Annotated in this window: 26 protein-coding genes and 2 pseudogenes; 11 read left to right on the forward strand and 17 right to left on the reverse strand. The window is 35.5% G+C overall.

The window, feature by feature from the left end:
* Nucleotides 1-45 precede the first annotated feature (45 nt).
* From D1867_RS06655 to D1867_RS06660, 3 genes are read left to right on the forward strand one after another with little or no spacing between them, the layout of a single operon-like run.
* Nucleotides 46-2,559, forward strand: a complete 2,514-nt coding sequence (locus tag D1867_RS06655; protein ID WP_155863306.1) for an ABC transporter transmembrane domain-containing protein — start codon at nt 46-48, stop codon at nt 2,557-2,559.
* Between the two features lie 52 nt (nt 2,560-2,611).
* Nucleotides 2,612-2,908, forward strand: a complete 297-nt coding sequence (locus D1867_RS12405) for a hypothetical protein (protein WP_240872181.1) — start codon at nt 2,612-2,614, stop codon at nt 2,906-2,908.
* Nucleotides 2,909-2,917: 9 nt separating this feature from the next.
* Nucleotides 2,918-3,925 carry a M20/M25/M40 family metallo-hydrolase gene (locus tag D1867_RS06660; RefSeq protein WP_338078108.1) on the forward strand — a complete coding sequence of 336 codons (1,008 nt, stop codon included), beginning with the start codon at nt 2,918-2,920 and terminating at the stop codon, nt 3,923-3,925.
* A gap of 194 nt (nt 3,926-4,119) precedes the next feature.
* Here the strand turns inward: D1867_RS06660 and D1867_RS12625 are convergent, their stop codons facing one another.
* The 3 genes from D1867_RS12625 to D1867_RS06670 form a co-directional block, all read right to left on the reverse strand.
* The gene (locus D1867_RS12625; RefSeq protein WP_276608433.1) at nt 4,120-4,251 is read right to left on the reverse strand and encodes a hypothetical protein; all 132 of its coding nucleotides are present in this window, start codon (nt 4,249-4,251) and stop codon (nt 4,120-4,122) included.
* A gap of 64 nt (nt 4,252-4,315) precedes the next feature.
* The gene (locus D1867_RS06665) at nt 4,316-5,557 is read right to left on the reverse strand and encodes an ATP-binding protein (RefSeq protein ID WP_155863307.1); all 1,242 of its coding nucleotides are present in this window, start codon (nt 5,555-5,557) and stop codon (nt 4,316-4,318) included.
* Between the two features lie 171 nt (nt 5,558-5,728).
* Complete coding sequence (locus D1867_RS06670) at nt 5,729-6,979, reverse strand: MFS transporter (RefSeq protein WP_155863308.1); 1,251 nt, start codon at nt 6,977-6,979, stop codon at nt 5,729-5,731.
* A gap of 254 nt (nt 6,980-7,233) precedes the next feature.
* Here D1867_RS06670 and D1867_RS12410 point away from each other — a divergent pair.
* A pseudogene (locus tag D1867_RS12410) lies at nt 7,234-7,287 on the forward strand (AbrB/MazE/SpoVT family DNA-binding domain-containing protein); the annotation flags it as partial.
* Between the two features lie 421 nt (nt 7,288-7,708).
* Here D1867_RS12410 and D1867_RS06680 read toward each other — a convergent pair.
* Nucleotides 7,709-8,728, reverse strand: coding sequence for a phospholipase D-like domain-containing protein (locus D1867_RS06680; RefSeq protein ID WP_162309158.1), 1,020 nt, complete (start codon nt 8,726-8,728; stop codon nt 7,709-7,711).
* Nucleotides 8,729-9,087: 359 nt separating this feature from the next.
* Nucleotides 9,088-10,269 (reverse strand): MFS transporter, encoded by a 1,182-nt coding sequence (locus D1867_RS06685; RefSeq protein ID WP_155863310.1) that lies wholly within the window; start codon nt 10,267-10,269, stop codon nt 9,088-9,090.
* A 308-nt stretch (nt 10,270-10,577) separates the two neighbouring features.
* On the opposite strand from D1867_RS06685, the gene D1867_RS12245 reads away from it, so the two are divergent.
* Nucleotides 10,578-12,416, forward strand: coding sequence for a glycoside hydrolase family 15 protein (locus D1867_RS12245; protein WP_205737140.1), 1,839 nt, complete (start codon nt 10,578-10,580; stop codon nt 12,414-12,416).
* Between the two features lie 580 nt (nt 12,417-12,996).
* Here the strand turns inward: D1867_RS12245 and D1867_RS06695 are convergent.
* Entirely contained in the window at nt 12,997-14,241 is a 1,245-nt protein-coding gene (locus D1867_RS06695; protein WP_155863311.1) for an ATP-binding protein, read from the reverse strand.
* Between the two features lie 205 nt (nt 14,242-14,446).
* Here D1867_RS06695 and D1867_RS06700 point away from each other — a divergent pair, with 205 nt between their 5' ends.
* Nucleotides 14,447-14,695, forward strand: coding sequence for a hypothetical protein (locus tag D1867_RS06700; RefSeq protein WP_240872183.1), 249 nt, complete (start codon nt 14,447-14,449; stop codon nt 14,693-14,695).
* Here the strand turns inward: D1867_RS06700 and D1867_RS06705 are convergent.
* The 4 genes and pseudogenes from D1867_RS06705 to D1867_RS06720 form a co-directional block, all read right to left on the reverse strand.
* Nucleotides 14,692-14,859, reverse strand: a pseudogene (locus tag D1867_RS06705) (GNAT family N-acetyltransferase); the annotation flags it as partial. The gene D1867_RS06700 and the pseudogene D1867_RS06705 sit on opposite strands and share 4 nt — an antisense overlap.
* Before the next feature lie 12 nt (nt 14,860-14,871).
* Nucleotides 14,872-15,108 carry a GNAT family N-acetyltransferase gene (locus tag D1867_RS06710; RefSeq protein ID WP_155863313.1) on the reverse strand — a complete coding sequence of 79 codons (237 nt, stop codon included), beginning with the start codon at nt 15,106-15,108 and terminating at the stop codon, nt 14,872-14,874.
* A 197-nt stretch (nt 15,109-15,305) separates the two neighbouring features.
* Nucleotides 15,306-15,707: a type II toxin-antitoxin system VapC family toxin gene (locus D1867_RS06715; protein ID WP_155863314.1), complete on the reverse strand. Its 402-nt coding sequence runs from the start codon at nt 15,705-15,707 to the stop codon at nt 15,306-15,308.
* Nucleotides 15,685-15,930, reverse strand: a complete 246-nt coding sequence (locus D1867_RS06720) for an AbrB/MazE/SpoVT family DNA-binding domain-containing protein (protein ID WP_155863315.1) — start codon at nt 15,928-15,930, stop codon at nt 15,685-15,687. Before D1867_RS06720 ends, D1867_RS06715 begins: the two co-directional genes overlap by 23 nt.
* Before the next feature lie 719 nt (nt 15,931-16,649).
* Here D1867_RS06720 and D1867_RS06725 point away from each other — a divergent pair.
* The 3 genes from D1867_RS06725 to cpsA all read left to right on the forward strand — a co-directional run bounded on the left by D1867_RS06725 (nt 16,650) and on the right by cpsA (nt 18,659).
* Entirely contained in the window at nt 16,650-16,883 is a 234-nt protein-coding gene (locus D1867_RS06725; protein ID WP_155863316.1) for an AbrB/MazE/SpoVT family DNA-binding domain-containing protein, read from the forward strand.
* On the forward strand, nt 16,876-17,262 hold the full coding sequence (locus D1867_RS06730) for a type II toxin-antitoxin system VapC family toxin (RefSeq protein ID WP_155864416.1): 387 nt from the start codon (nt 16,876-16,878) through the stop codon (nt 17,260-17,262). Before D1867_RS06725 ends, D1867_RS06730 begins: the two co-directional genes overlap by 8 nt.
* Nucleotides 17,263-17,474: 212 nt before the next feature.
* Nucleotides 17,475-18,659 carry a carboxypeptidase CpsA gene (cpsA, locus tag D1867_RS06735; RefSeq protein WP_155863317.1) on the forward strand — a complete coding sequence of 395 codons (1,185 nt, stop codon included), beginning with the start codon at nt 17,475-17,477 and terminating at the stop codon, nt 18,657-18,659.
* A 24-nt stretch (nt 18,660-18,683) separates the two neighbouring features.
* On the opposite strand, the gene D1867_RS06740 is transcribed toward cpsA, so the two are convergent.
* From D1867_RS06740 to D1867_RS06750, 3 genes are all read right to left on the reverse strand, one after another.
* Nucleotides 18,684-19,916, reverse strand: a complete 1,233-nt coding sequence (locus tag D1867_RS06740) for an amidohydrolase family protein (RefSeq protein WP_155863318.1) — start codon at nt 19,914-19,916, stop codon at nt 18,684-18,686.
* A 29-nt stretch (nt 19,917-19,945) separates the two neighbouring features.
* On the reverse strand, nt 19,946-21,148 hold the full coding sequence (locus D1867_RS06745; protein WP_240872185.1) for an MFS transporter: 1,203 nt from the start codon (nt 21,146-21,148) through the stop codon (nt 19,946-19,948).
* Nucleotides 21,149-21,258: 110 nt separating this feature from the next.
* Entirely contained in the window at nt 21,259-21,720 is a 462-nt protein-coding gene (locus D1867_RS06750) for a phosphorylase family protein (protein ID WP_162309159.1), read from the reverse strand.
* Nucleotides 21,721-21,791: 71 nt separating this feature from the next.
* Between D1867_RS06750 and D1867_RS06755 the strand changes: the two genes are divergently transcribed.
* Nucleotides 21,792-22,043 carry a hypothetical protein gene (locus tag D1867_RS06755; protein WP_155863320.1) on the forward strand — a complete coding sequence of 84 codons (252 nt, stop codon included), beginning with the start codon at nt 21,792-21,794 and terminating at the stop codon, nt 22,041-22,043.
* A 5-nt stretch (nt 22,044-22,048) separates the two neighbouring features.
* Here the strand turns inward: D1867_RS06755 and D1867_RS06760 are convergent, their stop codons facing one another.
* Both D1867_RS06760 and D1867_RS06765 read right to left on the reverse strand, forming a co-directional pair.
* Entirely contained in the window at nt 22,049-22,279 is a 231-nt protein-coding gene (locus tag D1867_RS06760; RefSeq protein WP_155863321.1) for a hypothetical protein, read from the reverse strand.
* 551 nt (nt 22,280-22,830) lie between these two features.
* Nucleotides 22,831-24,318 (reverse strand): S53 family peptidase, encoded by a 1,488-nt coding sequence (locus tag D1867_RS06765; RefSeq protein ID WP_155863322.1) that lies wholly within the window; start codon nt 24,316-24,318, stop codon nt 22,831-22,833.
* A gap of 46 nt (nt 24,319-24,364) precedes the next feature.
* Between D1867_RS06765 and D1867_RS06770 the strand changes: the two genes are divergently transcribed.
* On the forward strand, nt 24,365-24,820 hold the full coding sequence (locus tag D1867_RS06770) for a zinc ribbon domain-containing protein (RefSeq protein ID WP_240872187.1): 456 nt from the start codon (nt 24,365-24,367) through the stop codon (nt 24,818-24,820).
* 99 nt (nt 24,821-24,919) lie between these two features.
* On the opposite strand, the gene D1867_RS06775 is transcribed toward D1867_RS06770, so the two are convergent.
* Both D1867_RS06775 and D1867_RS06780 read right to left on the reverse strand, forming a co-directional pair.
* Nucleotides 24,920-26,029 (reverse strand): MFS transporter, encoded by a 1,110-nt coding sequence (locus D1867_RS06775; protein ID WP_155863323.1) that lies wholly within the window; start codon nt 26,027-26,029, stop codon nt 24,920-24,922.
* Nucleotides 26,030-26,132: 103 nt separating this feature from the next.
* Nucleotides 26,133-26,321: a polysaccharide deacetylase family protein gene (locus D1867_RS06780; RefSeq protein ID WP_155863324.1), complete on the reverse strand. Its 189-nt coding sequence runs from the start codon at nt 26,319-26,321 to the stop codon at nt 26,133-26,135.
* Between the last annotated feature and the right edge of the window lie 155 nt (nt 26,322-26,476).

Below are 26,476 nucleotides of genomic sequence, written 5' to 3' on the forward strand. Positions count from 1 at the left end.
TTAGCTTGCAATCAAATTTTTAATCAATATTTATATACTCCTACTATGGATTTTGAGGCCGACGTTAATGACGGAAAGTTTTCCAACGTTAAGATTTCTCTTCATGATGGTAAATTGGAAGTTGACGGAAATTCTTACAATTTATCGGATATTGAGGACGTAAGCCTAGAGGAAGGTTTGGGAATTAACAGAATTTTTATCACTTATAAAGGAAAGAAAGTGTTAATTGCAGAGTTTACTAACAGGAAAAAGGAGGAACTCCTAACACTATATTATGCGCTCAAAAATAGATATGAAGAAAAACAGAAAGAAAAGGAAGAAGAAGAGAGGAGAAGAAGAAAAAAGGATACTGGGCATTTTATCGTCTCTTTGATTTCTCCTTATAAATATAAGGTAATATTAGGGACAATACTTTCATCTATTCTTGTAATACTTAGCTTAATTCCACCTTATTTACTGAAAATTTTAATAAATAACGTATTTCAAGAGAGGGAGATCTACTTATTCCCTATCCTCATTGCTTCACTGATTTCAGTTAACGTCCTCAACGTTATTCTCTCGGCGTTGCAAAACTTTATCCTAAATTTGAACGGTCAAAGGATAGTTAACGAACTTAGATTAAAATTATATAAACATGTAATGGAAATGTCATCTAGTTTCATTGATAGATATAATACTGGGAGAATTTTATCCAGACTTACTACTGACATTAGTAACACTTTATGGTTCGTAACATGGGGAATTCCTTCAATTATAACAAACGTGGGAACGATAGTAGGTGTAGGAATAGCTATCTTTTTAATAACTCCTTCGCTGGGCCTTTACGCGTTGATTCCATTCCCAATTATAGTATTAGGAACAATAATGTATAGGAGAAGGAGTAAAATAGCTTACCATAAGCTGTGGAGGAGAACCGCAGATATATCTTCCCTACTAACTGACACGGTCCCCAACATAGATTCAATAAAGTCATACGTTAAAGAGGACTTTGAAAGTGAGAGGTTATCGAGGCTAAACAGTGAAGTAATAAGTGCACAAATGAACGTAATAAAAACGAACTTGACCTGGTTTCCTTTAGTAAGTGCTTCAATTTCCATAATTTCTGTCCTAATATGGTACGTTGGCGGTGAGGAAGTACTTGTTGGAAAAATAGAGCTAGGAAGCTTAGTAGCTTTCGTAACTTATACTACAATGTTTTATCAACCAGTACAAAACTTAATCAACAACGTTATTCCTTTTACTCAGCAATCCTTAACTTCAATGGACAGATTAATTGAAGTATTTAACGCAGAAAATGATGTAAAAATTGCTGATAATCCTAAGAAGATAGAAGTAAAAGGTGACGTTGAGTTCAAGAACGTCACTTTTAGTTACGATCAAGTAAAGCCTGTAATTAAGGACTTTAGCTTGAAGGTTAAGAAAGGGGAAAAAATTGCAATAGTAGGCAAATCGGGCTCCGGTAAGTCAACCGTTGTAAAGCTACTTCTGAGGCTTTACGACCCTCAGAGCGGTGAAATATTGATAGACGGCATTCCTTTAAAGGAATTAGACCTTAAGAATTATAGAGAGCAATTAGGGTTAATAAAAGCTGAACCTACAATCTTCTACGGTACGGTTGAGTACAACATAAGGTATGGAAAAATAGATGCTAAGCCGGAGGAAATAGTTGCTGCGGCAATGGCAAGCGGATCACACGACTTTATCATGGAAATGCCCTTTGCTTACGATACTCACTTAGGAGAGAGAGGGAATAAGATTTCCAGCGGGCAAAAGCAAATGATAGAAATTGCTAGACTTTTTCTTAAAAATCCTAAAATGTTAGTACTTGATGAGGCTACATCTTCCGTTGATAGTTATAGTGAGAGGAAAATAATGGACACTGTCATCTCACAATTTAAGGATTCTACAATTATCATGATAGCTCACAGGATTTCTACGCTTTACTACGCAGATAGAATAATCGTAATGGAAGAAGGAAGAATAGTTGAGGAAGGAACTTTAGAGGAATTGCTCAAAAGGAAGGATAGTAAATTTTACCAAATTTTTCAAACACAAATCCCATACATGGAGGAAACTAAACCTAGAATTGAAGGAAAAGGGTTTTCTTACTATTTAGAAATGTTAAAACCAGTGAATTTGGAAATTTTATCTAAAGATAAGGTAGTCTACGAAGGGACAGTTTACGAGGTTAAGTCTTATTATAAACCATTTCCCATAACGAGACCTTATTTCCTCTTAATAGAGACTAATGAGGGTAGGTATTTCGCCGTGGACGATTTTAGGAAATTAAAAGGGAGTGAAATTATAGAGAAAGAACTTGAGAGGAAGTACTTCATACCTAAGATAGAGAGGATAATAAAGATAGATACTACTGGAGACGAGTTCATATGGAAGGTAATTACTAATAAAGGAAATACTAGTTTTAAAACTAGGGGAAGGAATAGCTTATTTAAAGTAGACGGTAAAGTCTTCATAATAGATACCGAGGACGACGTTTTTGAAATAGAATTAAATGCAATTGATAAAAGGAGTGCTAAAATGATAGATGCAATATTATAAAACACGAACATTGTCCTTGATCATTTAAATACTTCTTCAGCCTATCATTTTTATGGAATTCTCAAAGGAAGAGTTAGAATTCTTCTTAAGTAAATATCAGGAATTCCTAAAGATACCCTCAATTTCAGCTACCGGAGAAGGTATAAGAGATGCGTCTAGCTGGCTTAAGGAATTTATGGAAGAATTAGGTATAAAAACTGAAATAGTTGAAACTAAAGGCCATCCAGTTGTTTACGGAAAAGTTAATAACGGAGGAAGTAAGACTCTATTAGTTTATAATCATTACGACGTTCAACCGGTGGATCCTATAAACGAATGGAAATATCCACCATTTTCCGCAACTATTTAGGATGGCTATATTTTTGCTAGAGGTGCATCAGATAATAAAGGAACCCTTATAGCAAGGCTTTTAGCTTTCTCTAAGTACAAGGGAAAACTTAACTTTAATTTTGTTTTTGAAGGGGAGGAAGAAATAGGTAGTATACACCTTAACGAATTCATTCAATCTAGAAAGGAGGAACTGAGTAAATCTTCTGCAGTAATAATGGAGGGTGCAGGGTTAGATACAAAAGGAAGACCAATGATAGTTCTAGGAGTTAAAGGTTTAGTCTACGTTCAAATAACGGTGAGGATTGGAGAAAGGGACGTTCACTCCTCAGTTGCACCGCTGATTAAAAATCCGGTATGGGAACTAATAAAGATACTTAACACAATTTACGACGGTGAAAAAGTAAAAATTAAGGGATTCTACGAAGATATTGAACCTTTAAGTAAAGAAGTTGAGGAGCTCTTAGATAAAATAGAACTTGACGTTGAAGAGTATAGAAAATCTCTAGGCGTTTATTACTTAAATTACAAAGATAGGAAAGAAGTAGTTAAGGCTTTATATACTTGCCCGTCGTGTAACATAGATGGAATATTTGCAGGCTATATAGGACAAGGCAGTAAAACTATTGTTCCTTCTTACGCAATGGCAAAAATGGACTTCAGGCTAGTACCTAAACAGGATCCAGAAAAGATTTACAAAGAACTAGAGAAAATAGTCAAGGCTATGGGCGGAGAAATTGTAGAAATGGGCCTTGAGAAACCGGTTAGAACTAGTCCAAATACTACAGTAGTTAAGGCTATGATATCCTCTGCGATAAAAGCTTATTCAAAAGACCCAGCAATTTTACCTAATGCTGCAGGCACTCAGCCGATGGGTTTATTTTACGATCTAGGGATTAAGGAGATAGTTAGCGCAATAGGAGTTGGCACACCTTCATCTAATGCGCATGCTCCAAATGAGAACGTAAGATTGGAGAACTTCTATAAGGCTATAGAACATTCTTTATATTTTTACCAGGATTATGAGAGTTTAGGATAAAAAGAGAGGTAACTTAGAACTGATAGAAAAGCAGTGCTATCTGACTTCCTCCTGGAAGGGTTCCCTCCCAAGGGGCTCATCAATTCGGGTAGCTCAGAGCATTGGAAGAGTGATGGACTTTCATCTATAAATGCTGTTACGCCTCGCTTGAGTTGGAGAGGAGAGTCATTAATGTAACTAAAAACTTTCTTGGGCTATCCTTCCCTTTTTTGTAATTTTTCAAACTTAAGTTTTTCTATTTCTTTCTCTCTATCAAAGAGATCTTTATGGTCTTCCTTAGGTTTTGGATCAAATAACAAGGGTCCAGTTACTGGGGAGATAGCCAATTAAAATAACTTTCTTCAAGAGCACTTAATCTAGATGGAATTTATAGTGTACAGCTACTATCACCTACCTATGCAATAACCACTTCCATAAAGGAATCGCTTTAAATCCGTTCACCTTTCCTTCATAATCCCAAGTTATTATTATTCCCTCCTCGGCTTTCAAAGACGAGCTTGCCTCTTTAAGACCTTCTATCTCCCTTTCCTCTATTTTATCTGTAGCGTAGGTTACCTGAATTAAAATCTTAGGCTCAAAATTTTTAGATACAACGAAGTCAACTTCCCTCTTTTTGCCTTTCCAGTAAAATACTTCCTTGCATCCCCTTCGCAATAGCTCAATGTACACTACGTTCTCCATTGCCCTAGAAATTGAGAATTCGTAACCTAAGGCGGTCGGATAACCAGTATCAATTATATAGAGCTTTTTAGGATTAGCTCTCCTTTTGCTTTCGCTCTTTTCAAATTCCTCAACTAAGAATGAAAAGTAAGTTTCTTTAGCCTTCGAGAACAGTTCAAGGATAGTATCTTTACCTATCTTAATTCCTAACCCTTTTATGTAATTATAAACCCTATTCACGGTAATAGGATTAGAATAATTTGCTATAAGGAAACTTGCGAAAGTTTCAGCAACACTAGGCTTTACTATTGAAAGGTCTCTAACAATCACTGAATCGAAATATGACCTCAAGAGTCTAACTTTATCTTCCTCAAGTACAACTGCTGGATAAGAACCGAACTGTAAATATTCCCTTAGGAGGGAAAGTATTTTTCCTCTTTGCAGAGTATAGTCCATTAAGGGATTATAAATGAACCCTTTAAACCTAAGGAACTCCTTAAAAGATAAAGGATAAACTTCGTAATTGACGCTTCTTCCCCTAAGTTCATTAGCTATATTTAAAGGTGTTAACTGTGATGACGAGCCTGAGAGAAATATCCTAGCGTTTAACCTCTTCCTAAACCAACTACCGTAATTCTTTACATCTTGAATCTCATCAAAGAAAATATACTTAGGAGTTTTTCCGGTAAGTTCTTCAAAGGATAAAATTATCTTATCCAGATCGTTTACAGTCACGTTTTTTAACCTATAATCATCGAAGTCGACGTACAGGATTTCTTCACGAGAAGCTAAGCCTCCTTCAATTATTTTCTTTATTGTCTGATAGAGGAGGAAAGTTTTACCGCTCCTTCTTCCACCCGTTACTGTAATTATGTAATCCTTATCCAGAGGTAGGGATAAGTCTCTTTCTATTATATTAGGCAATGGTGAAGTAAGCCATTCTGCTATGAAGCTCTTTATTCCTTCTTCCATAAGAATAATGGCGATTATATGTTTAAGTCTTTTTCCGACCAGTTTTGCGTAATAACTGGTCTCTTAGAGACCAGTTTAATTTCATTAACTAGATTTTATATATTCCAAGATATTTGCATTAAATATTAATTTTGGCTTTTTGTTTTAATTTAAAACAAAAAAGTCTCCTTTTTATCCCTCTTCTAGGTAGCGGAATAAGTAAGAGTCTGCAAGCAAGAGTAAACCAGCAATTATGAAATCTATTCCATAGCCTAGGTAATGCGTAATATAGCCTGAAACTAAAGAGCCTAAAAAGAGCGAAATACCTACTACCGTACTGTAAACTCCTAACCCTCTACCTTGTTGCCTTTCTCCTACGATTTTAAAAATCATTGCAGTAGAGGAAGAGTAAAAGAGGGAGTAAGCTATTCCTGCAGCTAGAGGATAGAAAATTAGCCCAGAGATTAGTATTGGATAACCTAAAAAGAAAATGGAAAACGCACCAAGTACGACGTATGAAGAACCCCTTAAAATTAATGAAAGGTGAGCTATCTTACTCTCTTCCTCTGCTTCAAGTAAACTTGAGGAAATTCTAAAGCCTAATATTTGGAATATCATCCCGACAGTTATAACTAGTAATACTTCAGATTTCTCTAATCCTTTAACGTAAAGCCCTGCAGGGTAAACTGTATTAAATATCCCGCTACTTATATAAAAAATGATCAGTCCCAGATAAAGGAGAGGAATATAATTTATTGGCTTTTTAGTAAGCCTACTGATAGAAAATACTTTAAAGCTGTGAATATTAGGTAAATGAAGGAAGAAGAGTGGCAAATGTCTTATCCTAATCATGAAAGACTCTTTATGTTGTACCATTGCAGTCCGCTCAAAGGTTATTACTGGCCTAGGAACCAGCTTGAATCCAGCAATTAAAGTTCCCAGAGTTAATATGCCTAGAATTTCCTCTACTTCGTAAAGTTTTAGAAAAATAACTAGAAAAGTTGAGGCAAGCAAACCTAATAACATACCAATAGAGGAGAAGAAAGAGAACTTGGAAAACAGAGACCCCCAATGTTTTTTCTCTGCAGATTCCATAACTAGAAGGTTGAAAGGTGTAGTTGATGCTGTGCTCATGAAAACTAACAAGGAATAATTAATAGCAACGAAAGAAATTGAATTAAAGAAAGGCATTAATAGTAAGGGTAGTGCAGTTCCTGCAAAGCTTAATAATATCTGCTTTTTCCTGTCCATTCTATCAGCTAAGAAGCCCCACATTATTGATGCAGGAATTAATACTGCATTACCTAGAGAAATTACGTAAGCTACATCTATGGCATTACCACCAAGGGTTAAAATTTGTAAAGTGACTAAAGTGGAAATTGGTCCTATTGCCATGTTAAACGGTATTACTAGATACATCCACTTGGTGCTATACTTTATCATCCTTGCTTTAAACTTACAATCTCGTTTAAAAGACTTATTGTAATCTTATAAACAATTTCGACCTTATATTCCCTTTTACAAAGTATAAATAAAATGAGGAGAATTTTTACAATGATTAGAATTTTCTCTGTTGCTTATAAATTATCATAGAGAGAAGAACGAATTATTCATTTAAACTTTTATGCAGTTAAAATTCAGCATTAGTTTAACTTAATGATAAGTAAAATTAAAGCAGTTCGTGAGAATATCCTTTTACACTGAAGGTTCATAAGAAAGGTATTATTGTAATACCAAAGGAGATAAGATAAAAATTCAACTTGAAAGAAGGTGACGAGGTTAACGTTGTCGTCAATGATGAGGGAATCTATATATTTCCTCAGCACCAGCAGTTTCTTAGCATGCAAAACAGATCTGACCTCCTCCCCGCTAGCGAGGGTTCGCTGGGGTCTTAGGGGTTACACACCTTTGTGGGTGCTACTCAATACCAACCGTTGGAGTTTTAAAAAGCTTTACCCCGTCCCTAGAAGGGGCGAGGTTTGTGGTTCATTTTATCAAATTTTCTTTATAAGAGGAAGGTAAGGAAATTTCGTAATAGATATTGAAGGAAGAGAACAGCCTTTATAATACCCATTTTCTTTATGAAGAAGAACTTACTTAAATAAAGTGCTAATTTGGTAGAATAATATAAGGTAAGAAGAAAATTTAATATAATAAAATGATGATTTACTTTCATATCTTCTTCTTTAATAGTATTACTACTATAATTGAGATTATAATTATAAATAATAGAAATAATGGATTACTTAATTGATATGCATAATTTCCTTCGACAGACTTTCCTTGTGCCCAGTTACAAATTAATGACTCTAGCGAGTGAGCAATTGCGGGATTGCAAATTATTATTCCCAGTTCTCTATTACAGTGAATAGAGGTATAATCTAAATTTACACTCCCTACATAGACGTAGTTCCCAACTACTATTATCTTTGCGGTCATATCATTAATTTCTACAGCACCTAGCTGACTTACTGCACAGTTATCTTCACTATAGGTAGAAGTAACAACTGTTCTCTCATGCTGTTCTATTTCTGGATAAAATCCGCTTGAAGGATAAAGCTCCTCCATTGCTATATATAAATGCCCTGGCTGAGAAAGTATGTTAGATAGTTCACATTCACTATTTATTGGTGAAACTACAATTCCGGGATAATCAACATTTACAGGCTTTCCGTAATAGTCGTCAAGTATTATGCAAGCAAAAGCTTGAGCAATTGATGAGTTGTAAATAGCCAAATCCACTCCATGGTCCTTGTAAATTCCGTAGTAAGTAGGATTTATTGAGCCCAAGATGACAGTGCAGTTATTTATGACGAAAACCTTAGAGTGCACATATTTAAAACCAGAAAGGAATTTTACGTGAACCCCGGAGGAATTCAATTCTGAAACTAACTGTTCCTCATCACTAGGAATTCCGCCGTAAACATTGGACGAAAGAACTATAAAAGCTTCTCCTCCTTTCTTCACTGCATTAATTATTGCATTAGCAATTTTACAACAGGTGAGCTCATAAACCTCTGCGTATATGTATTTTCCTTTGCATAGGCATGATATTATATCAGTGGAGTTATAGGGACTAATTATAATCTTTACTTGACAAGTCTGTACTTTAACGTACCACGACGTTGAGGAGTAAAATGTAGGAATAATGGAAGAAAGAATTATAAGGAGTAAGATAAATATCGGCTTCATGAACCTAGTTACCATTAAAGGCTTAAATTTTTAATTTAGAGAGAGTAAGTCACACTTATTTCTTACTAAAATATTTAGCTAAACGCAATAATCTATATTATATGGACTAAATATTGTAGGAATGGACTAAGAGTAAATTACACGACAAGTTTACAAAAAAGGGGATGGATAGCCCAAAAATTAATGGTGTTAATGACACTCCTCCCCAGCTCGGGTGAGAGGCAACCAGCATTTACAGATGAAAGTCCCTCGCCACAAATAATAGAATTATTTATAACTCGTTAAAAAACAAAGTAATTTAAGTAAAGCCCTAGTAACTTTATGTTTTATTTCAAGACATTAAACAAAGAGAAACGTTCTTAAGCTCTATTCTCTATCCTTATTGGCCAAGTGAACATCGACACAAAAACCACTGCCAAAGAAGCAAATTCTATTCCGTCTACGAAGTAAGGTAATGAAGCCATACCGAAGGCTTCAATAATTCCACCGATCATTGCAGAAACAATTCCTCCCGCAACTGCACCAATATTATAAGCAGTGCCTGTTAAAAATGCCCTAACCTCGGGAGGAACACTACTAGCAGCAATGCCAGAAATTAAAGGCCAAAAACCTACAGCGAAAGCATAAAGGTAAACTCCTGCACTCATTATGGGCAAAGTCTTTAGTGGAGTAAATATTGGCATTGAGAGGAAAGATGCTACTAAAAGACCTGCTATTCCTACGTAAATTAATTTAAATACGCCAAATCTATAGGAAAGTCTTCCGAAAATGACATAGGAAGTACCTTGTATTGCGTTTGCAATAGCCATTAATAATCCAACGTAATAAGCTGGGAACCCTGAAAATCCTGCAAAGTCGGGATAAATGCTAAATATTGCTAGATAAGCAATAAACATTCCGCTCATTGCTAAAGATGCCCTAATAAAATAAGGAAAATAATCCTTTACCCTAACTTTTTGAGCAACTACTGATGGCTTAAACTCTTCTGTTACTTTAAAGTAAATGTAAGGAACGAGAATTAGGGGTAAGGAACCTGTTAGCATGAAAATCCTATAACCAGATATTGATGTTAAATCACTGCTCATGAATATATAAGTAACTCCAGTAAGTGCGTAACCTAAAGCGTAACCTGCTTGTACTATACTATTAACGAATTGAAGCTTCTGCTTTGGTGCCTGCTCTATTGCTAATACTGTCCCAGAAGTCCACTGAGCTCCCATGAAAATTCCTTCAATTGTTCTGAAAAATGCCATTAATGGAAATGAGACTGTGAGTGCGAAAAACGCCTGGAAGATAGAGTAACCTGCAGTTCCGGTTAATGCCACAATCTTTCTTCCTCTTGTATCTGCAATCTTTCCGAATATGCTTGCTCCTATAACTCTTCCTATCAGACCTAGAGAGAATATTATAGTTAAGTCTAAGTAACTTATGCCTACTATCTTGTTTAGGAAGGTGTATGCGTATGTTATTAGTACTAAATCGTAAATATTACCTGCCCAAGCTAATGTTGATGAAGTTACTGCATGAATATACTTTTGCATATTTAAAAAATAAAATTCTGGTTTAAAAATCTTTTATTTAATCTCTATACAGAGATAAAAATAATTTACAAAAAATGGGGGTTAAGGGGGCGGAAAGCCTCGCCAATGGATAGCCCCCTTATAGATTTAAATATTTGTTTATCTATTTTTCCTTCTAGTGACGATAACAATTGAGAGGGAGAAAAACTATAATAGTTAAATTTATAATTCTAGTTCTTATTTTATCGCTTTCTTTTCCCAATTATTTCATATTAGGCACAAGATCTGAAAGCTGTTATTCAAACCCTTATTATCCGTCTTATTTATTGTTGAGTAATTGGAAAGACATTTCAATTTGGATTCCTACAGGGATACAAGTTATAAATAGAGAGCTTGATTGCTTTCCACTGTATAATGCTTCAATAAGGAATATATATCTGGGAGGGACGGGCATACTAAATCTTACTGTTTGCCTTGGAATTAATACAACGAAAGCCTATCTTCAACTTAATAATACTGTGTTGCTAGAATGTAATAATTCGGTCTGTATAATACTTCCTCCTTATACCAACTATCTAATACTTATGGTAAACGTGAAGAGCCCTTTCAACATTACTATAGAGTCTAATTCATCTTGGTTAATACAAGATAATGCGTATACTAATAACGTAGCTTGGGTAATATCGAACGGAAGCGTTATTATTAATGACAGTAACTTAATTATCTCTTTCCAAGAGGTAGGGAAGTATTATGCGGAGATCTCCATACTGACTCCTCCTTTCAAAAACATACCTTATCTACTAACACTAAATAATAATGAAGTTAACTCATGGTTGAGTAAGAGCGTCATCCCTAAAAATTTGCCCAAGTCTTTATTGGGAGAATACTATTTATCTTTACTTTTAATAAAGGATAGCCAGAATCCTTATCTAGGAGTTTTCGCGTCTTCTCCTTCTCCACTATATCTTTATTCATGGGTTAGGGACTCTTCTTTTATGGCTATGGCGTTACAAGAGGCAGGGCATTATAATACTGCTTTAAAATACTGGCTGTGGATGGCCAATGCCACTTCGATGGGTAACGGAACATGGTATACGAGGTATAACTTCTATACTGGGGAACCTTGCACAACATATGCTATACCAGACCTAGATAGTCTAGGCTTGTTCGAAATCGGAGTATATAATTTCTACAATCTTACTCACAATTTAGAATTTATATACAAGATTAAACCTAGGCTATGTGAAATAATAAAGTACCAAACTTGTGAAATTCTCAAATCCCCTTATCACTTAATACCTAAAGACTTAGGCCCTTGGGAAACAAGATTAGCTTACCATTTCTGGACTGAAGCACTTAACGATCTAGGTTTGTATTATATGGAGAAATTGGGATTTAACGTCAGTTATGAGACAAAACTTCTGAACGAAAGTATTCTGAAATACTTCTGGGAAAATGGATATTTTGCATCAGCTTTAGGATCATTTGGAAATGTATTATATCCGTTACAGCCTGCAATAGATTCTTCAACTTTGTTGCCATTGGCTATGGGCTATTTGCCTTTAGACTCAAACTATACCGAGAAAAATTTGAATACTGTAGTGTCTAACCTAACGGTCAACGGAGGGCTTTCAAGATTCGCCAACGACGTTTATCATTACTCTGTACTCTTATACGATAGTTGTGAGCCTAGTCCTCCTTGGGTCGTTACTACAATGTTTGAGGCGTTGTATTATGCGAAAACAGGTGAGATCAACTCTTCTATTAGACTATTATGTTGGGCATATAATCATTCTCAACAAGGATTATTGCCAGAAGCAGTAGCTCCCGTAAAGGGATACCCATTACCTACAACTTCCCCACATGCATGGTCTTCGGCTATGTTTATTATAGTCTCACTCAGCCTTAAACCTAAAACTGTTTCTCAATCTCAAACTACGCAATGTTACGAGAGTGGTCAAACTTGTGCACAAACCCAGACAAGCTCTCAATTTCAGACACAATCCCATACTGTGCAGTCTCGGACTACTTGTCCAAGTGCCGAATCGCAGACGCAATCATTTACAAATAAAGAACTTATATCACCATTAATTATAATACTAGCAATTATCGTTATAAGTATTATTATAGTGGTCGTACTGGCGGTATTGGTATGTAAAAAAAGGTAACAACACATTCCTTCTATTCCAAACATATCAGCTTTTTGGCTTTTCAGGGAGTTTTTTGTTTCCTTTCCTTCATATTTTACATTACTTGGTGATTTTTGCCAATTTTTCTCCGAACTATTTTTTACTAATAAATCAAATTCTCTGGCTTAGTGCATATGACGGTACAGACTTAAATAGAGTTTTTGGAGATACAGCAAATCAACAGACCCTTTTCCATCTTGGAAGATCGTGTTAACGGTCATAGAGGAATAGAAACTTACCTAGTCACGAAAATAATGAAGGAAATTACCCTGAAAATCATAATGACTACAGTAAGTAGAATTAATTATCTTAATCTTCGCTTTTATTTATTCACTTAATTTTCATTATATAAAAGATAAAGAAATAAACTCTTCTAGCTTTATTAACATAATTCTCTTACGAGAAAAATTCCTCCCTTGCAAATTGAGACTGTCTGAAGGGTTCCCTCCCAAAGCGGTTCATCGATTCGGGTGGCTCAGATAACCACATTAGTTTCATTATTAAACCAATTCTTAGGCTCAATCAAAAGTTCTATTAAAACTTTTTTAAAATGTATCTGTTAATATTTTAGTAAAAATTTATATAATGGGATAAATTTTATTTCCTTACCCTCTCTTTCCTCCTTTCCTTCGATGTCGTAAGTAACCACTATTAATTCCCTAGCCTTAACCAGCTCGTTGGCCTTCATAAGCCCTTTTATTTCCCTTTCCTCAACCTTGTCTACAGCATAGGTTACTTGAATTAGCCTAGAATTTAACTCGTCGTAAAAGTCCACTTCAAAGTCCTTCCCTTTAATGTAATATAACCCTTTCAACTGGTTTTCCCTCAATAGCTTAATCGCCACTACGTTCTCTATGACTCTCCCCTTGTCTCTCGCCCTCAACGCTATCCTAGACACAACGCCAGGGTCTACTACGTAAACCTTTTTATTAAAAGTCAGCCTTTCCTTGAGTTTTTCCCCATACCTAGGGAGGAAGTAAATTAAGTAAGAATTCTCAAGACCAAAAGCCCACAAATCAATTGTCTTCTTATCAACATTAACAACTTTGGTTAGTTTAGAGAGAGAAACCTCTGACGAATAATATGAAATTATGCTTCTCGAGAACTCCTTGAACTTCCCCATTTCCCTAATTTTATACCTAAACACAACGTCCTTGAACAATATATCATTATATATTACGTCAACTTGATCCTTCCCGATTATTAACGCCTCGGGAAAGCCTCCCTCTTCGAGGTATTTCTCTAATGCCACTTTAACAGTTACGACGTCCCTAGTTGAAATGGGGTTCTCAACGTTAATGTTTCTAAACCTCAGATACTCCCTAAAAGAGAAAGGGAAAAGGACTATGTCGGAATGCCTTCCAGTTAACGCTGTAGCCAATTCCCCCGAGAGCATTTTTGAATTACTTCCAGTAATGATTATCCTCTTACTCTCTCTGAGCCTTGAGATAAATAACTCCCAACCTTTCACGTTGTGTATTTCGTCAAAAACTAAGTAAATCACGTCATTACCGTAAACTTCGTAGATCGCTTGCTCTATGTTCCTCAGATCCTCTGTAGTAATTCCAAAAAGGCTTTCGTCATCGAAGTTTAGGTAAGCAAATTTTACTTTCAATTCCTTCATTAGCATCAAGGATAGGGTAGATTTTCCGGACCTCCTAACTCCTAGTATTGCCAAAACGTTTGGTATCCTTAGAAACCTCTCAACGTCACCGACGTCCCTCTTTATGTAATTTTGAGAGAGCTTTTCCTCAACAAGTTCTTTTTGGTCTGCTACTATCCTTTTAGCCTCTTCTACATTCATTTGTGGAGTATATTCCACCAAGTTATAATAAAATTTGTGGAGTATATTCCACCAATTTGGACAAGCACATACGCCAACAAAAAGTTGATCTGTCTGTAGTATGTATATAGTATATTATGAAAACCATAATGATAGAAAAACGACAAACCTCGCCCCTTCTAGGGGCGAGGTAAAGCTATTTAAACTTTAACGATAACGAGTAGTTGTGGCACCCTCCTCTGGTCAACTTTATGAGGATGAGGAGCGGGAGCCGACTTCTACTCCCGCAATACCGGAGGAGGGTGTCTACGAAGTTGAATACTCAGAAAAGAGGGTGAATGTAGTCCGTCTTCTTCCAAATGGTTTTTCAGGAAAGGAAGCTGAGGAGATTAGCAGACCTCTCTGCAAAACTCTTCAACGAAGTAAACTTCGAAAGGAGACAACAATTCTTTCACGAAGGGAAAGTAGACTTTAAGGGAACGTGGAGTAAGTACTACGAGAAGGCTTTTTACTTATTCTTATCATAGGAATATTGTCTGGCAAAGTGTAGAACCTTATTTTCTTTAATCCAGCCTCTTTACCAAGCTCTATTAATTTTTCAACAATCGAAGTCCCTATCCCCCTCATCCTATAGTTAGAGTCAACAACGAGCTAAAACTCCCCGTCGTTGTAAATAGTCCCTTCACCAATAACTTTACCTTCTTCATCTACTGCAACTATAGTAATATGATCTCGTTGTTCAGTCACCAACTTTCTAACTTCCTCCTCGCTTGGCCTATAATAATGGAAGAACCTTAAGTAGAGGTCTTCGTCAGATAGCCTACTGTAAAGCTCGTAAACCTTCCTCCAATCATCTTTCTCAGCTTTTCTGATAATAATTTCCTTCATACAGAATACTTTAGAACGAAAGTTTAAATATATATTGGAATCTCTATTCATTCGCTTGTAGACATTAAAAAGACTAATTATTTGAACAAAGGCTTTAGGATTAGAGCCCATCTTCGAGACTTCTCTTCTTCTTACTAGAGGTTAGAGTTGCTAGACCCATTGATTAAACTCCTTAACTATCATGAAAGTTTTTATTTTCAATCTAAATTAATTATTATACACTCTACTTCATTAGTTTTTTCAATATCTTCGTCTGTAGTAATAACTTTTCCTCCAACTTCTTTAGCTGTAGCTATAAGATATGCATCTGCCAATGATAGGTAAGGATATTTACTCTTTAATATTGCAGCGGTCTCCGTTATATTTTCGTTTGGTGAAATTATCTTTATTGGTGAGTTTCTAATATACTTATGCCTTGCTATTGCAATGTCTTTTCCTAATTTTAATATATAATTATAAATGAACTCTGCGAGATTAACTTCGTTCATGTAAATTATTGCGTTATTCTTATACATCTCCTCGAAGAATTTTTTAACATCCTTTTTTCCTGCGAAAAAAAGAGATAAAGGCCCCGCATCAAGTACGTACTTCTCTTTCAACTTCCTTCCTCCTTTCCTCAACTATAGCCTTAGCAACTTCTACTGCCTTATCGCCATCAATTCCAAATAAGTCCAAGAGGGTTTTAGGTTTCTCTATTCTTACCTTATCTCCATCAACTATAAGTTCCACTATATCTCCCTCCTTTATTCCGATTGATTCTCTTACCTCTTTAGGAATAACTATAATTCCCTTCTTGTAGACCTTCACCCTATATCGTTCCATAAATACACTCTTCCCTTGATTTATAAAAGTTTAACTATCGTAATGTTAAACGTTTAACATGTCATGTGAACAAAAAAATAGATAATGGAACATTAGGGAAGTCACCTTTTTGCAGTATTCCGGGAAAAATCCCTATCGTATATTATACTCGATAGTAAAAGGATTCAAATCCTCTACAGAACTCTTTGCTAAATTTACAACCAGCCGTTTTACCTAACTGGCTTGCCCTCATAGTAGCAGATGCTCTGAGTCCTCCCATTCATGTTAAGGATCGTAATAACATTACGGTATGAATAACACTACCTACTATCAACCTTGGTCGCACTTTGAAAATTAAGCGTCTAAGATGAGAGCGACTTAACTAACTTCTCTGCCCATAGCTTCACGTTAAATTCCCACATACAAATGCTCGTAAGTTATAGAGACAGTCATACTTTTCGTTTGCTTATGCGCTCATCATTTTCTCAGCAAATTTTTATGTTACGCCGACGTAATACTGGGATTTATTGAGAATGAAGAGTATTCTCTACTTAAGGACGAAGCAGATAGGAAGGGATTAGTTTTGGCGGGAAAGGACGTAATAGGTAGGATCTAATATCGCGATAACTTTAGTGTAATACACAAGGGCTTAGTTTAATAGGGATTCCTAGTAATGAGTTGAAGATTAACGAAGTTGAATTCCTAGTAAAATTTTTAAAGTGGGAATACAAAATAAATTCATGGGATACATAGTTACAATGGATGAAAAAGGGAGGATAGTGATACCAAAGGAAATTAGAGATGAATTAAACTTAAAAGAAGGTAGTAAAGTTGAAGTAGAGCTGGAGAAAGATGGAAGAATTATAATTAAAGTCAAGAAATTAACCGTGGACGATATTTACGGAATAGCTGGAAAGGAAAGCGTTAAAATTGAGGAAATAGAGGAGGCCTTAGGTTTTGAAGATAATGATTGATTCAAACGTGTTTATTTACGTACTTTTCTCTGACCCTTTATACGGCGAAAGAGCAAAGGAATTACTGAGAACTGCTGAGGGAGGAGAAGTTTATTCTTCTACGCTGGTCATTTCTCAAGTTTTGGCCCATTTAGAGAGGAGAAAAAAGGTTGAAGCGATTCCAATATTTATTGACTATCTAAAACAATCTGGAATTAAAATTATAGAAACCACATGGGAAGATTTTATTAACGCAATAAGGACTTTACAGTCTTCCAAATTAAGTTATAAACTTTGGGATGACACAATAATCTTTAGTCAAATGAAAAGGCTTGGAATAGACGTTATTTACTCTAACGATAAAGATTTCGACCTATTCCCTATTAAGAGAGAATTCTAGTTTAAATGAAACTTCAAATTGAGGATAGTGTAGGCGTACTTTAGTAATAGTATTTCATAAGCAATCGGGGTAATTATATGAACGTACTTTTTCATATTTAAAAAGGAATCTAGTTTAAAAAACTTTTAATTAAATCTATACATAGAAATTTTTGTTATTTAGTAACATAAGTAGTCTTAGCACTTTATTAACCATGGTTTTAAATTCATTATATGGATATAGAAAAGTTAAAGAAAGACGTACTCGAGATAGAGGATAAGATAATTGAAATTAGGAGAAAGATACACGAGTATCCAGAACTTTCTTACAAGGAATATAATACGGCAAAACTAGTTGCAGAAACTCTGAAGAGCTTGGGTATAGAAGTTAAAGTAGGCGTAGGTTTACCTACTGCAGTGGTGGGAATATTAAAGACTTCTAAACCAGGAAAAGTAGTGGCGTTAAGGGCTGACATGGACGCATTACCGGTAGAAGAAATGACTGATTTACCTTTTAAATCAAAGGTTAAAGGAGTAATGCATGCTTGTGGCCATGATACTCACGTAGCAATGCTATTGGGAGGGGCAATGTTGTTAGCTAAAAATATTAATATGCTATCTGGAGAAGTTAGGTTCATTTTTCAACCTGCTGAAGAGGACGGAGGCTTAGGAGGAGCAAAGCCTATGATTGATGCAGGTGTAATGGATGGAGTAGATTACGTTTTTGGTTTGCATATTTCTTCTGCATATCCTGCAGGAGTTTTCGCAACAAGGAAAGGACCTTTAATGGCAACTCCTGACGCGTTTAAAATCATTGTTCACGGCAAAGGAGGTCACGGATCTGCACCCCATGAGACTATAGACCCCATATATATTTCTTTGCTGATAGCTAATGCAATATATGGAATAACTGCAAGACAAATAGACCCGGTACAACCTTTTATCATTTCAATAACTTCGATTCATTCAGGGACTAAGGATAATATAATTCCTGACGATGCAATAATGGAAGGAACAATAAGGAGCTTGGATGAAAACGTGAGGAAAAAAGCTTTAGATTACATGGAAAGAATAGTATCTTCAATTTGCAGTATTTATGGAGCAGAATGCAGAGTTGAGTTTATGAAGGACGTTTATCCCATCACTGTTAACGATCCAGAAACAACAGAGGAAGTAATGAAGATACTTGGCAATATATCAAAAGTGGAAGAGACTCAGCCTATTTTAGGAGCAGAAGATTTCTCAAGGTTTTTACAGAAGGCTAAGGGAACTTACTTCTTCCTAGGTACTAGGAACGAAAAGTTAGGATGCATTTATCCTAATCACAGTTCAAAGTTCTGCGTAGATGAAAGTGTTCTGAAGTTAGGTGCATTAGCTCATGCAGCTTTAGCTATCGAATTTACAAATAAGAAAGAATAAGAGAGTGAAAATATAACTGTGTAGTCAAGGTTTCCTTTTTACTTCTTCCCATTTTCCATTAAATAATATATATTTTCCATCCTTTGCTATTATTTTTCCTTTCCTAATAACAAACTTGGGAGGTTCCATAAAACGTAATAGATCTATTACATCGTCTGCGTTAGTTATTAGGAGGTTAGCTTCATTACCTTCTTTTATTCCGTAATTTTTAACTCTCCAAGCCTTTGCTGAATTAAAAGTAATTAAATTAATTGAATTTAATAGCTCTTCTCCCTCCGTTAACTGATCCATGTGAATTGCCATAAATAATACTTGTAACATATTGCCCGTCCCTAAAGGATACCATGGATCCATTATACAATCATGACCTAATGCTACATTAACGTTAAATTTCATCATTTCCTTTATTGGAGCATTGCCTCTCCTCTTTGGATAACCTTCTAATCTGCCTTGAAGTACTGCGTTTATTAAAGGATTTGGAACTACGGTAATTCCTGCCCTCGAAACTGTAGGTAATATTCTAAATCTATAAGCAGGATCCCAGCTATGCATTGCTGTAACATGACCTGCAGTTACTCTTCCTTCCCATGAATTGTTTATAGTCTCCTTAGCTAAGACCTCTAGGAACCTTGAATTAGGATCGTCAGTCTCATCTATATGACCGTCGACATCCTTATTATATTCTCTCGCAAGCTCGAAGGCAAACTTTATCGATTTAACTCCGTCTTCTCTAGTAATTTCATTGTGAGGAATTAAACCTACGTTATCCGCACCTTCTTCTATTGCTCTCCTAAGTATTTCATCGTTACCTTTATCCGTATATATACCGTCCTGAGGAAATGCGGTTATTTGAATTTCAGCTATGTCTTTCATATCTTCCTTAACTTTCTTTATAACTCTAAGGAGTTTCAAAGACTTCTCAGTAACATCTACGTGTGTCCTTATCCATAAAGTGCCGTAAACTACCATTAATTTCACTGCAGTAATAGCATTCCTATATACTTCATCCTCTGTTAATTTGCCTCTAATCTCTTGCCATATCCTTATACCTTCCCATAAAGTACCGCTATTATTCCTTACGGAAGTAAAGGCACTATCTAAATGAAAATGCATGTTAAAATACGGTGGAATTACAAGTTTATTTTCTGCATCTATTATCTCGTCACCTATGCAATTACCTATGCAAGTAATTCTTTCTCCTTCTATTTTTATATTCACAATTCTTCCGTCGAGTAGCTTAGCGTTCTTTATAAGCATATGTAGTTTTTACAGGAGGATTTAATAAATTAGTTATTAATAACAATTTTCCTCCTTGGCCAAGTTATTACGCTAACGAAGACTAATATTAACGAGAATATAACGAAACCGTCTATAGATTTAGCTAAAGCAGATATCCCGTACAAGGACGAAATTAATCCTAGAATTATGTTAGCAATACCTCCCATTAAGCCTCCCATATTATATGCAAAACCAGAAAGAAAGCCTCTCACGTTTATTGGTACAGAGTCCGCTAAAAGAAGCGGCATAACTGGCCAGAAACCAGTTGAAAAAGCAAAGCCCACTGTTCCTATAAACATTATATAAGGATTAATTAAAAAGGAGAAAATTGGGACAGAGAATGGAATCGAAACAAATAAACCTATAACACCAGCGTAGATTAATTTTCTTTTATTAATTTTATCAGCTAATTTGCCGAAAAGGACAAAGGACCCGGCAAGAATAATATTAGCTACAAGCATTAAAGTTGCCAGGAAATATGGAGGCATTTTTGCATAATACAATGCTATAGTAGTATAATTGCCAAACACGGAAAAGTAAGAAATAAACATTCCACTCATTGCTAATGTTGCCTTTATTAGTACATCAAGGTAATCTTTATACCTTGGTTTTTCAACTTCAGTTTTCTTTATACTTTCTCCAACTTTAAGCTGTATATAAGGGAGAAGAATTAGAGGAAAGGCTCCAGTTAATAGAAATAATCTCCAGTTACTTGCCAAACTTGATAAGAAAATGAAATAAGTAACTGCAGTTAAAGCGTAACCTATTCCGTAACCTGCTTGATAAATTCCTGTGACAAAACCTCTAGCACTTACAGGGGCTTTCTCATAAGCTAATACCATTCCTGCAGTCCATGCTGCACCCATGAATAAACCTTCTAATCCCCTGAAGACAAATAACAACAACGCATTGGGAGAAAAGGCCATTAAGCCTTGAAATAACGCATAACCTCCTGTTCCTATTATCATTACTGGTTTTCTACCCATTAGATCGGCATATTTTCCAAATATCATTCCTCCTATAACTCTTCCTATTAGCCCTAGAGCAAATAATATAGATATATCGAGGTAATTTAGCGAGAATGCTATCTCTAAGTAGGAATAAACATAAGTAATGAGGAGTAAATCGTAAATGTTTCCTGCCCAGGAAAGCGTGGAAGCTATTGTAGCATGAATGTACTCCTTCATTAAGATAATTGCTATTTTAAGCATTTTTAAACATATCCTACCTATTTATTAAAAATTATTAAGTTCTCTACGCATGACAATAGAAGATAATTAAAAAAGATTTCAAATTTTTAAATCATAAAGGAAAGTTTTGTTTAAACAAAGTTAATGAGAAAATCTAGAACCTTTTCAGAATCCCTTCTATATATTTCTTCATAGTTAATCCATTTTCCCTTATAATTGGCAATTATAAGTAACGATGCACTTCTTATGCCATGAATCTTACTTAATAGGAAAATTGTACCGCTCTCCATATCTACAGCATCGTCAAATTTCAAATGAATCTCTGAATAGAAATCGTCGCTCTGAAATAAAGTGCCATAATTAACTTCTAATCCTTGAGACTTGAGAAAATAATAAAGCTTGTAAGCTAATTCTAAGTCTGGAGATAGAGCAGGCATTATATCTTCTCTAATAATCTGATATAGAGAACTCTTGTCGTGATGAGTTACTCCTATTGGAATAAAGTAACTACCTACCTTAATTTTCTCGTTTAATGAGCCTGCTGTACCGTATCTTAGAATGAGTTTAACCCCATTACCTATTAGTATTAACACTAGGCTTTTTAGCCGCACCAGTAATTTCAACCTCCGGTGCAACTGCGCTATACGGTGCAATAGTTATAGGCATGATATACTTTTTCGTAGTAAGCATTGCAGGAATAATTCATGGACTAAGGGAGATGAAAATTCTAGTTCCTATCTCAGGATTTTCTGCAGCCTGCCTTCACGGTCATATACACGAGTCAAGGGCATTTGATAAAATAGGCAAAACTATTGTATTAAATCCTGGAAGCGAGTTTAGTGAAGGAATACTTCATGCAGCTTACGTTGTATTAGAAGATGGAAGAGTAAAGGCTCATCAATTCATTATTGGTTAAAATGATCACTTTTTCTTTAATCTAATTTCCTTTTCAATTTCTAATTCTTTCTCTATTTCATTAAGGTATTCATCTATAAATTTTCCTTCGCTATCCATAATGTTAACTCTCCAAGGATCTATTATCCCTTTCCTCATTAGGAGTTTTATTTCCTTAAATATCTCTTGCGCTTTACAATTAATTTCCTTATACTCCTCAACCAAGGAAATTAACTTTTGAGTTAAATCATCTTCCATACTTACATTTAATCATTAAGAGTTTATAAAGATTAAACTTAGAAAATTGGTATATATTAAAATAAAATAATTACATGAGAGTAATATTGGCTAGCTAATAGTAATATTATCTAGTGAAGAAAATTTTCTTTAGAGACGATAAAAGTTGCACCCAAATTATAGTACAACAATTTATGAAGAGGATAGCTAAAACTCTTAGGAGAGAAATTCGATTTTCTTAAATTTAAAATTAGCAAGACTTTAATCTAGTTATCAGTTAATAGTAGTGTTTACCCGCGGCGTAACGGGCTTAAGGGATCATACACCCTCTGAGGGAAACACCACTACACCTCCACCTTCGCGAGCAGTTATCAAGGTAAGAGATCATTAGTACATTGTAATACTATATTTAGAAATGATTAAAAATAACGAGTGATTTCGTAAAAGTGTTACAGTCTTATTCTCCATTCTCTAATATAATCAGAGCATTAGTTAATTTAGGCATAAAAATTAAAATCGTATATAAAATATACACTAATCAAAAAATTAATTGAATTCTATCAATCAATTATTTAACTTTCATTAGTAATGAAGTCGTAATATATTAGAAAGTCTTTAACCATAGCATATGCATCATAAGTTCCCGGTCCAGTCACATAGTTCCATCCGTAATGGGCAGGAGTAGGATTAGCACCAGTAGTTATAGGAATCCATGCTGGTAAGCCTTTTATGCACCCTTTAGGTGTAAGTATTTCTCCGCAATAAGAAATATGATAAAGTATACTATTCAGCATTCCAAGTCTTACTTCAGCAAGGCTAACCATTGCAGCAGTCATTGGAGCTGCACCGCTAGTTCCGTACCATAAATAGAGCTGACCCTGATATATTAAAGGTAGTCCGAAACCGAATTCTGGAATATTATATCCTCCTGCTGATACGAATGCTATGTCTGGATAAGTTCTTTGCGGTATTTTAGGAGTAAATGGTATTAAAGATGCTAGCTCATAGCATTGTATAGGAAAAGCAGTACTTATTCCTCCAGTGCTGTAATCCCATCCAGAAATGCTAACTATTCCGCCAGTTGAATTCGCCATAACAAAAATTCCTCCTACTGCAGTGACGTAAGGGTCGCTCTCAGGATACCAAATTGTATTATATACATCTATTATGAAATTTGGTGGAGGATGATCGCTTTCAAATCCCCAATCTCCCGCAGCAGCTAAAACCGATATTCCCTCGTCAACAGCTTGTATCATTATATTATGAATCATGTATAACATTGCAGGATAATATGCGGAAAGGTAAGACTCGGGTAATGCAACAGATATTGAAATTACATCAGGATCTATATAATTTACCATGTAATATAATTCATAATAGTAGTTAAGCAAGTTTCCTACCAACGCTTGACCGCCTACGTAACCATTACTGAAAACTACGTAAATGCAAGAAGCAGGAGAAAACACTCCAGCCCATTCTGCATCTAACTCGTTTTCTCCAGATTGGCCACTACTTGTTATATTACCCAAATAGACCACGTTAAGTCCTCCCGTTCTAGGAACTATGTAAAACTGATTCCAAAAGACATAAATGTCACTCTCATTAATGAAGCTCTCAGGAACGCCTTCAATGGCTACTTTCTCTCCTTTCCCAGTGTAGCCTTGAGAATATAATTCCGTGAAATTAAAGTATTGAGCAATTGTTGAAGGAGTTACTAAAACTGAAGATACTAATGAAGGACCTTGTAAATCGACCTTCCAAGTCTCTTTAATTATGGGATAGACTTTAGGGTCTACACTGTATATCCCTACGATTCCCAGAACGTATTTACCTATATTATAAGGTAATGAAGGTGTAACATTATTACTAAAATAATAGAACGGACCTACATTAGCTATGCCTAATAATCCATACCAATAGATATTTTTATAAGGATAGTAATACACGTTAAGTTCAGTATTAAACGCTTTTTCTATTTCTCCTACTGTACCGTTAAAGGTTAATATTAGACCGTAACAGCCCGTGAACTTTATTCCGAAGGATTTTAAATAGTCGAACATTGGTAAATATGAGGCATATCTAGAATTGTTAAGGGAAAGGAGGAGGTTGTTTAAGAAACTAACTAGGAGGCTTCTTCACCTCTACCGTAATCTAGCCTCCCACCTTATTAAAACACTCTACGAACTAGGAGTATCAACAATCTACCTAGGTTATCCATTCAATATTGTGAAAGAGAAAGGCAATAAGTTCACAGTGAATATTTGGTCTTATTGTAAGTTAATGGAATCCATAGAATTAAAGGCTCAGGAATATGGTATGAAAGTGTATGAAGTTGTTGAGTATAATACATCAAAGTATTGTGCTTACCACGACGTGGAAGTTAAGAGGAGCCCAAGAGGAGTAATCATTTGTCCCAAGGGGCATAAACTTCATAGCGACCTAAACGGTGCGTTAAACATTCTAAAGAAGGCATTAGGAGTAATCGCCGAAGCCGTGAAAAAACCACTATCTTTCGTAGTGGATCATAACAGAGTAGCACCCATAAAGGGGTGTAACCCTTAAGACCTCGGGGAACCCTCGCCCTTTAGGGCGGGGAGGAGGTCAGTGCAAAATAGGCACTGACTAATTAGAGGAAAAGAATAAGAAACCCATCTACGTTCTTCATTCTCTTAATGAAGTCAACACTATCATAAACGCTATGAATGACATTATGGAGGCAAAAGCGTAAGCATAAGAGAAGCTTATTTGATATAAGAAACCCATGGCTGTGTTACCTATTAATAGCCCTATGCTCCTACCTAAAGATAATGCACCCATTGAAGTTCCTACTTCGCCTTTGCTTAATTTGGAGATTATAGTAGGCTCGAATGTTTCTGTAGATGCAACAGCTATACCCATTAGGAAAGATAATGGGTAAATTCCAATTAAACCTAAAGGCGAAAGAAAAGCAAAACCTAAAGAAGCTAATGAGGCTAATAGATAACCTAGAAACGCTAGAGCTTTATATTCACTTAACCTCAATTTTCCAAAAATATATCCGAAAAGTGCAGACGAAACTAAGAATACTCCGTAAGTTATGGTCGCTAAGTATAGCTTATGAGTAAATTCTGCAGTAGTAATTATCGGAAAACCGAAACTATATTGACTAAATGCAAAGAACATTGTTGAGATTACTAATATCCAGCCTTTCCTAACCATGAGCTTAGGTTTGCCTTTACCTCCAGCTTTAACCATTGCTAGAAGTATTGTTGAGATCACGAGTGGTATTGCGGTAAGCAACACTACAACTGTAGCCTTAATTCCTAAATACAAGGCTATCGTCAAATAAAGTATTGCAAGAGCCGCCCCTCCTATATCAAGGGCGTGGAGAATTCCATAAGCTTCAGATCTTTCATTTTCTTGAGTAACTTCGCTAACCATTGCCCTCCTTGCAGGAGTTCTAAAATTCCTAAACCACCAACCTAACATAAAAAGGATTATAGCTTGTATATAATTTGCAGCCAAACCAGTGAAGGAAAGTATTACAATCAACGAGTTCCCGATTACTCCTATCTTCTTTCTACCGTATTTATCCGCAAGGTAACCTCCAAGAAGTGACATTAAACTACCTCCGCCGTAATTTAATGACTCTGCGATACCGTAAACGAAGATGGGGGCATGAAAATAGAATACTAAAATTATGGGGAAAGAAGCTACAGCTGCTTGATATCCCAAATCTGCGAAAAACGCTGAAAAGGAAATCTTAAGGACTTCTCTTCTATTAGTGAGCATGTATTAGAAATTTCTGGATTATATAAAAATTTTTTAAGACGTCAAGACTATAACATTTCCACACAAACTGTGGAGACGTACTTAGCATCTAGCGAATTTGGCATTAGGGAAGGGAAAATCTAGCTTTTATATTGAACGACTCCAGTAAGTTAAGCAATCTCGGTACGCCTATTTTCCCAGCAAACTCTCCTCTGGATAGATCACATAATGAATCCTCACCTCCGTACGAACCTAACCAACCAGCCATTGCATCTACATCTATTGTGACAGATATGTAGTATGTATCCTGCATACAGTACCAATATACATTTGACTTTATTTTAAATATATTTTCGTATAACTAAGATAACTTTTGATCTTATTCGTGCTATTTAGGATTAAATTTTTGGAAAGTATTCATACTATTCCTTGTAAAAGCTTAAATACTATTTAACCAACTCACTACTT

This window comes from Acidianus infernus (assembly GCF_009729545.1).
GTDB lineage: Archaea > Thermoproteota > Thermoprotei_A > Sulfolobales > Sulfolobaceae > Acidianus > Acidianus infernus.

Coding starts and splice junctions, on each gene's coding strand:
- D1867_RS06765 (WP_155863322.1), bottom strand. CDS start 24,318: ATGTTCGACTATTTAAAATCCTTCGGAATAAAGTTCACGGGCTGTTAC.
- D1867_RS06665 (WP_155863307.1), bottom strand. CDS start 5,557: ATGGAAGAAGGAATAAAGAGCTTCATAGCAGAATGGCTTACTTCACCA.
- D1867_RS06655 (WP_155863306.1), top strand. CDS start 46: ATGGATTTTGAGGCCGACGTTAATGACGGAAAGTTTTCCAACGTTAAG.
- D1867_RS06760 (WP_155863321.1), bottom strand. CDS start 22,279: ATGGAAGATGATTTAACTCAAAAGTTAATTTCCTTGGTTGAGGAGTAT.
- D1867_RS06680 (WP_162309158.1), bottom strand. CDS start 8,728: ATGAAGCCGATATTTATCTTACTCCTTATAATTCTTTCTTCCATTATT.
- D1867_RS06775 (WP_155863323.1), bottom strand. CDS start 26,029: ATGCTCACTAATAGAAGAGAAGTCCTTAAGATTTCCTTTTCAGCGTTT.
- D1867_RS06695 (WP_155863311.1), bottom strand. CDS start 14,241: ATGAATGTAGAAGAGGCTAAAAGGATAGTAGCAGACCAAAAAGAACTT.
- D1867_RS12405 (WP_240872181.1), top strand. CDS start 2,612: ATGGAATTCTCAAAGGAAGAGTTAGAATTCTTCTTAAGTAAATATCAG.
- D1867_RS06720 (WP_155863315.1), bottom strand. CDS start 15,930: ATGGAACGATATAGGGTGAAGGTCTACAAGAAGGGAATTATAGTTATT.
- D1867_RS06710 (WP_155863313.1), bottom strand. CDS start 15,108: ATGAAGGAAATTATTATCAGAAAAGCTGAGAAAGATGATTGGAGGAAG.
- D1867_RS06755 (WP_155863320.1), top strand. CDS start 21,792: ATGATATACTTTTTCGTAGTAAGCATTGCAGGAATAATTCATGGACTA.
- D1867_RS06740 (WP_155863318.1), bottom strand. CDS start 19,916: ATGCTTATAAAGAACGCTAAGCTACTCGACGGAAGAATTGTGAATATA.
- D1867_RS06730 (WP_155864416.1), top strand. CDS start 16,876: ATGATTGATTCAAACGTGTTTATTTACGTACTTTTCTCTGACCCTTTA.
- D1867_RS06725 (WP_155863316.1), top strand. CDS start 16,650: ATGGGATACATAGTTACAATGGATGAAAAAGGGAGGATAGTGATACCA.
- D1867_RS06685 (WP_155863310.1), bottom strand. CDS start 10,269: ATGCAAAAGTATATTCATGCAGTAACTTCATCAACATTAGCTTGGGCA.
- D1867_RS06780 (WP_155863324.1), bottom strand. CDS start 26,321: ATGCAGGATACATACTACATATCTGTCACAATAGATGTAGATGCAATG.
- D1867_RS06745 (WP_240872185.1), bottom strand. CDS start 21,148: ATGCTTAAAATAGCAATTATCTTAATGAAGGAGTACATTCATGCTACA.
- cpsA (WP_155863317.1), top strand. CDS start 17,475: ATGGATATAGAAAAGTTAAAGAAAGACGTACTCGAGATAGAGGATAAG.
- D1867_RS06670 (WP_155863308.1), bottom strand. CDS start 6,979: ATGATAAAGTATAGCACCAAGTGGATGTATCTAGTAATACCGTTTAAC.